The 12,399-nt window shown below is 48.0% G+C and carries 9 protein-coding genes; 7 read left to right on the top strand and 2 right to left on the bottom strand.

The genetic code is table 11. The annotated features are described in order from the left end of the window. Positions 1-52 precede the first annotated feature (52 nt). From M2134_RS07775 to M2134_RS07755, 5 genes are all read left to right on the top strand, one after another. The gene (locus tag M2134_RS07775; RefSeq protein ID WP_280750157.1) at positions 53-703 is read left to right on the top strand and encodes a LolA-like putative outer membrane lipoprotein chaperone; all 651 of its coding nucleotides are present in this window, start codon (positions 53-55) and stop codon (positions 701-703) included. 63 nt (positions 704-766) lie between these two features. Further along, positions 767-1,720 carry a thioredoxin-disulfide reductase gene (gene trxB, locus M2134_RS07770; RefSeq protein ID WP_280750156.1) on the top strand — a complete coding sequence of 318 codons (954 nt, stop codon included), beginning with the start codon at positions 767-769 and terminating at the stop codon, positions 1,718-1,720. Continuing rightward, positions 1,720-3,198 carry a family 10 glycosylhydrolase gene (locus tag M2134_RS07765; RefSeq protein WP_280750155.1) on the top strand — a complete coding sequence of 493 codons (1,479 nt, stop codon included), beginning with the start codon at positions 1,720-1,722 and terminating at the stop codon, positions 3,196-3,198. Before trxB ends, M2134_RS07765 begins: the two co-directional genes overlap by 1 nt. Before the next feature lie 89 nt (positions 3,199-3,287). Beyond that, positions 3,288-4,718 (top strand): RNase adapter RapZ, encoded by a 1,431-nt coding sequence (locus M2134_RS07760; RefSeq protein WP_280750154.1) that lies wholly within the window; start codon positions 3,288-3,290, stop codon positions 4,716-4,718. Then, positions 4,715-5,452 carry a nucleotidyltransferase family protein gene (locus M2134_RS07755; protein ID WP_280750153.1) on the top strand — a complete coding sequence of 246 codons (738 nt, stop codon included), beginning with the start codon at positions 4,715-4,717 and terminating at the stop codon, positions 5,450-5,452. Before M2134_RS07760 ends, M2134_RS07755 begins: the two co-directional genes overlap by 4 nt. A 105-nt stretch (positions 5,453-5,557) precedes the next feature. Here the strand turns inward: M2134_RS07755 and M2134_RS07750 are convergent, their stop codons facing one another. Together M2134_RS07750 and M2134_RS07745 are read right to left on the bottom strand one after the other, a co-directional pair. Next, on the bottom strand, positions 5,558-7,045 hold the full coding sequence (locus tag M2134_RS07750) for an IMP dehydrogenase (protein WP_280750152.1): 1,488 nt from the start codon (positions 7,043-7,045) through the stop codon (positions 5,558-5,560). A gap of 120 nt (positions 7,046-7,165) precedes the next feature. Further along, positions 7,166-8,050 carry a helix-turn-helix domain-containing protein gene (locus M2134_RS07745; protein ID WP_280750151.1) on the bottom strand — a complete coding sequence of 295 codons (885 nt, stop codon included), beginning with the start codon at positions 8,048-8,050 and terminating at the stop codon, positions 7,166-7,168. Positions 8,051-8,217: 167 nt separating this feature from the next. Here M2134_RS07745 and M2134_RS07740 point away from each other — a divergent pair, with 167 nt between their 5' ends. Both M2134_RS07740 and M2134_RS07735 read left to right on the top strand, forming a co-directional pair. Continuing rightward, positions 8,218-9,282 carry an efflux RND transporter periplasmic adaptor subunit gene (locus tag M2134_RS07740; RefSeq protein WP_280750150.1) on the top strand — a complete coding sequence of 355 codons (1,065 nt, stop codon included), beginning with the start codon at positions 8,218-8,220 and terminating at the stop codon, positions 9,280-9,282. Beyond that, positions 9,279-12,398 carry an efflux RND transporter permease subunit gene (locus M2134_RS07735; protein WP_280750149.1) on the top strand — a complete coding sequence of 1,040 codons (3,120 nt, stop codon included), beginning with the start codon at positions 9,279-9,281 and terminating at the stop codon, positions 12,396-12,398. The genes M2134_RS07740 and M2134_RS07735 overlap by 4 nt, the downstream gene beginning before the upstream one ends. Position 12,399 lies beyond the last annotated feature (1 nt).

Below are 12,399 nucleotides of genomic sequence, written 5' to 3'. Positions count from 1 at the left end.
AGAATGAAGAATTGGAGCGAAGCGGAAATCGCTTAGCCGAAGGCGTAAAGCAATGAAGAATAGATTGATACGATATATAATAGCAGTTGTCCTACTGGGTGTTGTTGCTATGCCGATAGCGGCACAGCGTGGGGGAGAGGTATTGGATAAAGCGGCGGCGGCTTTTGATGGGGCGAATGGTATTTCGGCTCGCTTTGCGATGAGTATGCGTGCCGAAGGAGCCGGTGTTGTGGAGAGCTTTGAGGGGCAGTTGCATATGAAGGGCGATAAGTTCACGCTGTTTATGCCCGATGTGCGTATCTGGTTCGACGGGAAAACCCAATGGGCCTATATGGTAGCGAATGAAGAGGTGAACGTGACAGAGCCTACGGGTGAAGAATTGCAAGATATCAATCCGACGCTCCTGCTGAGCTCTTATAAAAAGGAATACAAAGCGGAGTTGAAGGGCGAAAGCAGCACGGCAAGTGGACGAATGGCCTACAATGTTGAATTGACTCCTAAGAAAAAAGGGGATATCACACGCGTGACCCTGCAAATTGAGAAAAAAAGCTATTTGCCCGCGCGTATTGAAATTGAGATGAAGAATGCTTCCCGAACCCTTATTCAGATCGATGAAATAAAGAAGGGAATAAACCAGCCGGATGCCTTTTTTGTTTTTAATACAAAGGAGTATCCGGATGCGGAAGTCATTGATCTTCGCTAACGATCCGCCATCGCTTGAGACTAAAAAACACAAAATAATAACAATTAACAGAGAGTATTGAATATGGAACATCCATCGATAGAAAAGGTACGTTGCCTGATTATTGGTTCCGGCCCGGCCGGATATACCGCAGCGATCTATGCTGCCCGTGCGAACTTAAGCCCCGTGCTTTATGAAGGAATTCAACCGGGAGGTCAGCTGACCACCACCACGGATATAGAAAACTTCCCGGGTTATCCGGAGGGCATATCCGGTTTTGATATGATGCAGGATCTGAAGAAGCAGGCCGAGCGTTTTGGGGCCGATGTGCGTATTGGTATTGCCACCGAAAGTGATTTCTCCCAGACTCCGCTGCGGGTGACGATCGAAGGCGAAAAGATCATCGAAGCCGATACGGTTATTATTGCCACCGGGGCAAGCGCTAAATACCTGGGGCTGGCGGACGAAGCAAAATACGCGGGTATGGGTGTGTCGGCCTGTGCGACTTGCGATGGCTTCTTCTACCGAAAAAAGAGAGTAGCCGTTGTAGGTGGAGGCGATACGGCTTGTGAAGAGGCGCTCTACCTGGCGTCGCTGGCTGAAAAGGTTTATTTGATTGTGCGCAAACCTTTCCTGCGTGCCTCGAAAGTGATGCAGCAACGTGTGGCAGACAATCCGAAGATAGAGGTGTTGTATGAACATAATACAATCGGACTTTTCGGTGAACATGGCGTGGAAGGCGCCCATCTGGTGAAGCGAAAAGGTGAAGCCGACGAGACGGCAGTGGATATCGCTATCGACGGCTTCTTCCTGGCGATCGGGCATACGCCCAACTCGAAGGTGTTTGCCGACTGGCTGGAGACCGATGAGACCGGCTATATCAAGACCATAGCGGGAACGCCTCGTACGAATGTGCCGGGAGTCTTTGCCGCGGGTGATGTGGCGGATCCGGTATACCGCCAGGCTATTACGGCTGCCGCGTCAGGTTGCAAGTCGGCGATCGAGGCGGAACGCTATCTGATGGAAAAAGGCCTTTGATGAGAAGAATCAGTTTCCTCGTTGTTTATTTTCTGGCTGTTGTTTCTCTTTGGGCGGTGGATCCTCCCCGCACAGAGATCAGGGCGGTGTGGCTGACCACGATCTACGGGTTGGACTGGCCATCCCGTCCGGCTACGACAGCAGCCGGTATAAAAGTGCAACAAGAGGAGTTGATTCGTTTGTTGGATCGCCTGGAAGAGGCGAACTTCAACACGATCTTCGTACAGGCTCGTTTGCGGGGGGATGTGATCTACCCTTCGTTGATCGAACCCTCCTCGAAAGTGTTTTCCGGTAAATATGGGCAGTCGCCCGGCTATGATCCATTGCGATTCGCGATCGAAGAATGCCATAAACGGGGCATGGAATGTCATGCATGGCTGGTTACCTTCCCGGTAGGGAATGAAAAAACCGTTAGGGAGCAGGGCGCGCGTTCGGTTGTGAAGCGTTATCCTAAAATGGTCAAACGCCATCGCGGGGAATGGTATCTGGATCCGGGTGTTCCGGAAACGACTGATTATCTTCTCTCTCTGGTACGCGAACTGGTCTCTTCGTACGATATCGATGGGGTTCATTTTGATTATATCCGTTATCCCGATCAGGCGAAGACTTTTCCTGATAAGGCGACACATACGGTGTATGGAAAAGGAAAATCGCTGGCGGAATGGCGACGGGATAATATAAACCGCCTGGTCGCTCGCCTGTACGACGAAGTGAAACAGTTGAAACCCTGGGTACAGGTCAGCAGTTCTCCTTTGGGAAAATACAGCTCGATCGAACGGATGCCGAATGCGGGGTGGACAGCCTACGAGACCGTATTTCAGGATCCCAAGCAATGGATGGAGGCGGGCAAGCATGATATGATTGTGCCGATGATGTATTATCAATATGACCATTTCTATCCGTTTGTGGACAATTGGGCGGAAATAGTGGGCGAGCGTTTGTTTGTTCCCGGGTTAGGCGCTTACCGGACAGATAAAGAGGAGGCCGACTGGACAGTTTCGGATATTACTGATCAGATCGACTACAGTCGTTTTAACGGAGCGGGAGGTTCTGCCTTTTTTCGGTGCGCACATATCCTGGACGACCGGAAAGGACTCTATTCCGAGATCCGAGACAATTACTATCCCCATCCGGCGCTTTTGCCGCCATTGACCTGGCTCGATGATCGCGTGCCTGCTTCGCCTGAAGAGGTCTTTGTCGAGCGGAAAGACAATCAATTGCATATATATTGGGAAAAACCGGAAAATGAATCGGAGGCGTTGACCTATACCCTTTACTGCTCTTTGACTGATAGCCTGGAGGCTAATAAGGCACAACATATTTTGTCTACCGGAATACATGGAACGGAGGTTTTTTTGCCCATTGATCCGGCCATCGAAAGGGGCTATCTCTTCCGTGTAAGCGCTTCCACACGTTACCATATAGAAGGGCAGCCGTCAAAGGAAACATATTACTTTCAGACTGAATATGTTAAGTGAATTTCGCTTAGCTGTTGAAAAGTAATTACTGCAAGGGAGGCGGGAAATTATGTAAATAATTGTACCTTCGCCATGAAAACACATAGTTTATGATTAAAAACGAACTTTCCAAACTCTATAATCAATATACCGGGCATCCGGCTACGGATCTGATCGAATTGCCCTCCTCCGGTTCCAATAGACGCTACTTTCGGATCACGGGTTCCATACCGGTGATTGGGGTTAGCGGTACGACACCGGAAGAAAACAATGCTTTTCTTTCGATGGCCATTCATTTTCGGGAAAAAGGATTGCCGGTGCCGGAAGTGTATATCGCTTCGGATGACAAACGTTTCTATTTGCAGGAAGACCTGGGCGATACCCTACTTTTTGATGCGATAGAAAAGGGACGGAAAAGCTGTGTGTTTACGGAGAAAGAACGGAGTCTGCTTTTCCAGACGATCGCCTTATTGCCTAAATTGCAATATGTCGGTGCCGAAGGATTAGACTTTTCGCAATGTTATCCGCAGCCGGAATTCAACGAACGTTCGATATTGTGGGATCTTAACTATTTCAAATATTGCTTCCTGAAAGCTACCGGTATGGAGTTTCAGGAGAATCGTTTGGAGGATGATTTCCAGAAGATGTGCGATGTGCTTTTGCAAGATAAGACGCCTACGTTTATGTATCGCGATTTTCAGTCGCGCAATGTCATGGTGAAGGATGATAAACCGTGGTTTATTGACTTTCAGGGAGGGCGTAAAGGACCGGTCTATTATGATGTCGCCTCTTTCCTTTGGCAGGCAAAAGCCAGCTACCCCGAAGGATTGCGGCAGGAATTGCTGGAGGCGTATATGGAAGCGCTTGCTGACTATACGGTGGTTGATAAGGCGTTGTTCCGTCATCGCTTGCGCCATTTTGTGCTTTTTCGTACGCTTCAGGTGTTAGGGGCTTATGGCTTTCGTGGTTATTTCGAGAAGAAACCGCATTTTATGCAAAGCGTACCCTATGCTATTAAGAACCTGAAGGAGTTGCTCCGCGAAGAGTATCCGGAATATCCTTATCTCTATCAGGTATTGAGAGAACTGACAGGACTGAAACAGTTTACAGACGATATACGTCGCCGCACGCTGGAAGTGAAGGTGATGAGTTTTGCTTATAAGAAAGGTATCCCAAACGATACGACCGGTAATGGTGGCGGATTTGTATTTGATTGCCGCGGTGTGAATAACCCCGGTAAGTATGAACGATACAATCAGTTTACGGGATTAGACGAGCCGGTGATTGAGTTCTTGGAAAAAGATGGGGAGATCACCACCTTTCTGGAGCATGTCTACACCATTGTAGATTCTTCCGCGCAGCGTTATTTGGATCGTGGATTTACGGATCTGATGGTATGTTTTGGCTGTACCGGCGGACAACATCGTTCGGTTTATTCGGCACAACACCTGGCTGAGCATCTGCATAAGCGGTTTGGTGTGAAGGTGACCTTGATACACAGGGAACAAAATGTGGAACAAATTTTTGACTCGACAATATGAAAGCGATGATCTTTGCGGCTGGTATGGGCACACGCCTGAAGCCGATGACAGACAAGACCCCTAAGGCTTTGATAGAAGTGGATGGAAAACCCATGTTGGAACATATCATCCTGAAACTGAAAGGTGCCGGGTTTGAAGAACTGGTGATTAATATCCATCACGAAGGGCAACAAATTATTGACTTCTTAGAAGCGAAAAATAACTTTGGTGTTCATATCGATATATCCGATGAGCGCGATTATCTGTTGGATACCGGAGGAGGCATTAAACATGCCGCCCGTTTCCTACAAGGGAACGAACCTTTTCTGGTGCACAATGTAGACATCTTTTCCAATGTCGATTTGATGAAGCTCTATATGGATCATGCCAAAACCAATCCGTTGGCAACCCTGTTGGTGAGCAACCGCAATACATCGCGCTACCTTCTCTTTGATAACGCGCATAAATTGTGCGGATGGCGTAATCGGGAGACCGGTGAGGTGAAGTCCTATTATCCTGATTTTGATCCGTCGATGTATACCGAATATGCCTTTGGTGGCATTCATGTCTTGTCGCAGGATATATTTGAATGGATGGATGAATGGACCGGGAAGTTTCCTATTATAAATTTTTACCTGTCGATCTGTGCTCGTACAACGATCCGGGCTTATCCGATGGAGGACCTGAAACTGTTGGATATCGGTAGTCCTGAGTCTTTAGCTAAAGCGCAGGATTGGCTGCTAACAAATAAATAAACAAATAAACAAATAAACAAACCCCTCCAAAGGGGGTATAAAGGAAAACGTCCTTAAAGACTTTTAGGTCTTTAAGGACGTTTTCTTTTATATGAATAATCGTTTCTATTCTTTGAGAATCACATCATGCGCACCACCTTCCACAATACTGGTGGATGATACCAATGTGATCTTTGAAAAGTGTTGCAGATCGGGTATAGTGGTCGCTCCGCAGCTACACATGGTCGCCTTCATTTTACCCAGGGTAAGATTCAGGTTGTCTTTCATCTTGCCGGCATACGGCACGTAGCTGTCGACTCCTTCTTCAAATTTCAATGCTTCATTGCCGCCCATATCGTAGCGTTGCCAGTTTTTCGCGCGGTTTGATCCTTCGCCCCAGTATTCTTTCACGAAGCTATTGCCAATTTTTAGTTTTTTGGTAGGCGATTCGTCGAAGCGGGCGAAATAGCGTCCCATCATCAGGAAGTCGGCACCCATTGCCAAGGCCAATACCATATGGTAGTCATGCACCAGACCTCCGTCGCTACAAATCGGGATATAAACCCCTTTTTTGCGGTGGTAGTTGTCGCGTGCTTGTGCCACGTCGATCAAAGCTGTTGCCTGTCCGCGTCCGATACCTTTCTGCTCGCGGGTGATACAGATCGATCCACCGCCAATACCCACCTTGATAAAGTCAGCTCCGGCATCAGCCAGGTAGATAAATCCCTCTTCGTCGACTACATTACCGGCACCAACCAGTACCTTGCCGTCGTAGGTCTCTTTGATCCATCGCAGAGTTTCATACTGCCATTCGGAATAACCGTCGGAAGAATCGATGCAAAGCACATCAACTCCGGCTTCTACCAACGCGGGTACACGTTCTTTATAATCTCTGGTGTTGATACCGGCTCCAACAAGCAGTTTTTTGTCTGCGGCGGAAAGCTCGTATGGATTCTCCTTATGGCTGTCGTAGTCTTTGCGGAATACAAAGTATTGCAGACGTTGTTCATCGTCGATGATCGGCAGTGTGTTCAGTTTGTTATCCCAAATGATTTGGTTAGCCTCTTTCAAGCCAATACCCACTTTGCCTACTATCAGTTCGGAAAATGGGGTCATGAAATCTTTTACCGGAGTGTCGGGCGCATCTTTTTCGATGCGGTAGTCGCGGCTGGCCACGATACCCAATAATTTCCCGTTGGGTTTGCCATCGTCCGTGATGCCGATGGTGTTATGTCCTGTCTTTTTGACCAGATTGATCACATCGGCTAACGTATGAGTAGGCGTCAGATTGGAATCGCTGATCACAAATCCTGCCTTAAACTTCTTAACCTTTTTGACCATCTCAACCTGGCTTTCGATCGATTGCGATCCGAAAATAAATGACAATCCACCATTACGTGCCAACTCTATGGCCAGTTCCGGCCCAGAAACAGATTGCATGATTGCAGAGACAACCGGAATGTTCAGGTTGATAGCCGACGGTCCTTCTCCCGTGTAGCGCACCAAAGGCGTTTTCAGGGAAACATTGTCAGGAATGCATTTTTTTGTTGTTAAACCGGGAATAAGGAGGTATTCTCCAAAAGTTCTTGATACATCTTTTAAGTAGATAGCCATATTGTGTCCTTTCTTTAGGTGGAGATAAAATAATCGACAAAGGTAGTTATTTTCTATTTATTATAAAACAAGTATCTGCCGGAAAACAGGACAAACCTGTTTTTGCCCCCAAATAAGGCATTAGTCGCCGTGGGTATCCCTGTAGACTTTGGGAGTCACACCTACATGCTTTTTGAAATATTTGCTAAAGAAAGAGGAATTGGGGAAATTTAATTCCTCCGATATCTGCAGAATGGTATTATCGGTGGTGACCAACAGGAGCCGGGCATGGTTGATGATGTGGTGATCGATACAGCCTTTGGAGGTAATGCCACTGACCTCTTTACAAATGGACGATAAATAACGTGAAGTAATACAAAGCTTATCAGCATAGAAATCGACCTCCCGTTGGCAGTGATGATATTTGGCTACTAACTGAATAAACTCGAAATAGAGTTTGTTTTTGCGCGAATAGGGTTGTACTTTCAACGGCTCCCCTCTTTTGTAGATGCCGATCACTTCGTAAAGAATAGCGGAGGCCAAATGCCGGGATATTTCATCACGGCAGGGATGCTCTTTGCGTGCATCGTGTTCTCTCAGGAAATCACACATCTTAAGCAAACCCTCCTGTTCTTCCTGTTTCAACGAGATACAGGGATTGTTTTTAATATATAGGTAAAGCGAAGTGCTTGACGGGATATTGACACTCATCAGAAATTCCTGTGTGCAGGCAATGGTGTATCCTTTGAAATCGGCGCTTTTCCCTCTTATGTGTAAGATCTCATTCGGAAAGACTACAACCATATCACCCTTCTTAATTAGGTAACTCTGGGTTCCGATAATAGCTTCGCTCTCTCCGGATAGGCAAATGCAAAGACCCGCCGCATCGACTACGCGGGGAGCCAGTTCGACTCCGAGCAGGTCATATTCGTTTCCACTCAGTAAAAAGTTCTCGAAAAAGATTTTATTATCTTCTGCAAGACAAAGGTGTTCAATGGCTTTTGGCCTTTTTTGCTTGTACGACATGGTTCAGATGCAATCTTTGTTGTTCCAAAAATAAACAATATTTCTTTTGAAACGCTTGTAAATCAAGATGTAGTTCCGAAATAGACCATTTTTGAAGAGTTAATGGAGTTTTTTTGCCATCTAATCAACTCTACCTTTGCCTATGAATATTATAAACAGAAGGCGAAATGAAAAAGATTGTATTAGGATTAGTCTGTAGCCTCTTGTTGTTTACAGGATGTAAGCAAGAGAAGGTGCAGAAGGAAGAAATTAAGACAGTCAAAGTGAACAAGGCTGTACGTTATGGAGAAGAGAAAACGACCTCTTTCCCCGGTAAAGTGAAGGCGGCATCCGAGGTGAACCTGGCCTTCCGTATCAGCGGACCGATTGCCCGTATCCATGTGAGCGAAGGTGAGTTTGTACGCAAAGGACAGTTATTGGCTGCCATGGATGCGCGCGATTATGAGATTCAGCTTGCTGCAACGGAAGCTGAATACACACAGGTAAAGGCCGAGGCGGAACGCATTATCAAGCTGCATGAGAAACAGAGCGTAGCCGATAATGATTACGACAAGGCAGTCTACGGCTTGCAACAGATCACGGCCAAGTATGAAGCGCATAAGAACGCGTTGGCCGATACACGGCTGACGGCTCCTTTTGATGGTTATATTCAGAAACGTTATTTCGATAAGGAGGAGACGGTAAGTGCCGGAATGCCTATATTCTCGCTGATCAGCACCGAGGCACCCGAAGTAGAGATCAATATCCCGGCGACGGACTATATTCAACGTGACAAGTTTCATTCGTTTAGTTGCTACTTCGATATTTATCCCGACCTGACTTTCCCGCTTGAACTAATCTCAATCAACCGCAAAGCCAACCTGAACCAGTTATACACCGTACGGCTCCGTCTTGTGACGGCAGGCAGCCGGGAGGTGCCTTCGCCGGGTATGTCTACGATGGTGAAGATTGCCTTCCAGCCTGAGGAGTCTGAGCTGGTTTCGATTCCTTTGTCAGCTCTGTTCGAGAACGATGGGCAGCCTTGTGTATGGGTGTACGACGGCGCGCGCCGGCAGGTCAATCGCCGACCCGTTCGTTTGTCGAATATTCCCGCAGACGGCACAGTCATTCTTTTCGAAGGGCTGACAGTAGGAGAAGAGGTGGTCGCTGCCGGAGTCCATTCCCTGAAAGAGGGCGATGCAGTGAAAGTGATACCGGCTGTTTCATCCACTAACGTAGGAGGCCTGTTATGAAAGACTTAGGCAAATGGGCACTGGACAATAAGAAGCTGATCTACTTCCTGGTTGCCGTACTGGTGATCGGGGGTATGTTCTCTTATTATAATATGAGTAAGCTCGAAGACCCGGAGATAAAGGTGAAACAGGCTACGATCGTTACGCTTTATCCCGGGGCATCGGCCCATCAGGTCGAACTGGAGGTGACCGATGTGTTGGAGAAAAGTATTCGTTCGATGAAGGATATCGATGTAGTAAGTAGCCGTTCGATGAACGATATGTCGATGATCTCCGTCGAATTGTCTACACTGGTACAAAACGAGCAGGTGGAGCAATGCTGGGACCAGTTGCGCCGGAAAGTAACCGATGTGCAGGGAAGTCTGCCCGAAGGAGCGACGACTTCGATTGTGATGGACGACTTCGGCGATGTTTTCGGTATGTTCTATGCCATGACTTTCGATGGTTATTCGGATGAAGAGGCAGGCAAATATGCCGAACTGATCAAAAAAGAGATTCAGAAGATTGAAGGCATCTCGAAGGTCAATATATACGGTAAGCGTGAAGAAGCGATCCATATCGAACTCTATGAAGACCGCTTAGCCAACCTGGGTGTACATCCGGCGGAAGTTCTCTCCACATTGAACGGGCAGAACCAGACCGTTTACTCCGGTTATTACGAAAGCGGTGACGCCCGAATTCGCGTGTCGGTCAATGATAAATACAAAACGGTAGAGGATATTGGCGACCTGTTATTGCAGGGGCATGAGAACGACCAGTTGCGTTTGCGGGATATCGCCCGGATTACCCGGAGCTATGAAAGCCCTGTGCGCAACGAACTGCGTTATGATAGGCAGCAGGCTTTGGGCATCTCCATCTCGGCATTGAGCGGAACCGATATCACGAAGATAGGCAAAGAGGTCGAACAGACCATCGAAACGCTCAAAGGCAATCGTCTTCCAACCGGAGTGGATATGCACAAAGTGTTTTTCCAGCCGGAAAGGGTGAGTGCAGCGCTCGATTCGTTCATGGTCAATCTCGTTGAATCGGTACTGATTGTTGTCATTTTGTTGATATTCAGTATGGGTTTCCGGTCGGGTCTTATCCTGGGACTAAACCTGGCAATCATTGTTTTCGGCTCCATGCTGGTGTTGAATGTGTTCGATGGAACCTTGCAACGGGTGTCGCTTGCCTCTTTCGTATTGGCGATGGGGATGCTGGTCGATAACGCCATTGTGATACTCGACGGCATACAGGTCGATCTGCAGCGGGGTGTTCCCCGGCGTGAGGCACTGACGGCGATCGGACGGAAGACAGCAATGCCGCTACTTGGCGCTACACTGATAGCGATCCTGGCATTCTTTCCAATCTTTCTCTCACCCGACACGGCAGGTATCTATGTGCGCGATCTCTTCATCGTACTGGCTGTTTCGCTGTTGATGAGCTGGGTGCTTGCGTTGACGCTGGTGCCGGTTCATGCCGACAAATCGTTGAAGGTAAAGGTCAATAAGGAGAACGAAGATCCTTATAATAATAAATATTACAACCTATTGCGCAGGGTGTTGACCTGGGTATTGTCCCATCGCATGGTAACCTTGGGAGTCGGTATTGCCTTAATCTTGGTAAGCCTCTTCTGTTTTCGCTTCCTGCCGCAGGGCTTTTTCCCTGATATGGATTACGACCAGTTGTATATCGAATACAAATTACCCGAAGGAGTCAACAGCACACGGGTGAAAAAAGACATTAAAACGATTGAGGATTATCTATTATCGCGTGAAGAGGTAACCCATGTGACCACCTCGATTGGCGCTACCCCCAGTCGCTACAACCTAGTGCGCAGCATGGCCGATCCCTCCCTGTCGTATGGCGAACTGATTGTCGACTACACCTCGCCCAAAGCGTTGGTGGCTACGATGGGGGAGATACAGGACTACCTCAATGAGAACTATCCTGACGCCTATGTGCGCTTGAAACGATACAACCTGATGTATAAAGATTATCCAATCGAAGTACAGTTCAGTGGTCCTGACCCGGCAGTCTTGCGCGAACTGACGGCACAGGCGATGGATATCATGAATGCAAGTCCCCAACTGTATATGGTCACCACCGACTGGGAACCGAAAGTGCCAACGCTGATGGTCGACTATAATCAGCCGATCGCCCGGAATATCGGATTAAGCCGCCAGGATGTAGGGCTCTCGCTGATGACCGCGACCGATGGCATCCCGACCGGAACCTTCTATGAAGGAATCGAGAGCAAAACGATCTATGTGAAATGTATCGATAAAAACGGGAATCCGATCGAATCGCTCGAAAATACGCCGGTGTTTAGTATGATGCCTTCCCTTTCGGGCATCGATAAACAAACCGTGCAGGGCTTGATTATGGGTACGGTAACAGAAGAAGACCTGCTTACTTCCGCCCTGCAGACCGTGCCATTGAGCCAGGCTTCTAACGGGCTGAAGGTCGTATGGGAAGAGCCGGTGGTGATTCGTCGCGACGGTGAACGGGCGATGCGTGCCCAATGTAATCCGTTGCCGGGTTATGCCGTGGAGAATTCACGCCAGACCATTGCCGAACAGATCGAAAACATCCCGCTTCCCGAAGGCTATAGCTTGAAATGGGAGGGCGAACGGAGCGCAAGCGAGCAGTCGATGAAATACCTTTTTATGAATTATCCGCTGGCCATTGTCTTGATGATCGCTATTTTGATTATGCTTTTCAAAGACTACAAGAAGCCGACGATCATCATTCTTTGCCTGCCGTTGTTGTTTATCGGTGTGGTATTCAGCGTGCTTCTCTCCGGGAAAACCTTTGGGTTTGTAGCGATCGTGGCCACCTTGGGACTGGTAGGGATGCTGATTAAGAATGGTATTGTATTGATGGACGAGATTACCCTTCAGATTGGAAGCGGCAAGGAACCGGTCAAGGCCCTATTGGATAGCTCGGCAAGCCGTTTCCGTCCTGTCATGCTGGCCTCGCTGACCACTATCTTAGGCATGATTCCTCTGTTGGGCGACTCGCTGTTCGGTCCGGCAGCCGTGGTGATTATGGGCGGATTATTGGTGGGAACACTGATTACCCTATTGTTTATCCCGGTCTTGTATGCCCTCTTTTTCAAAATAAAGACGAAATAAC

This window comes from Parabacteroides sp. PM6-13 (assembly GCF_029892605.1).
Classification (GTDB): domain Bacteria; phylum Bacteroidota; class Bacteroidia; order Bacteroidales; family Tannerellaceae; genus QVMG01.
The sequence above is the reverse complement of the archived record's forward strand: the minus strand, read 5'-3'. Positions and strand labels throughout refer to the sequence as shown.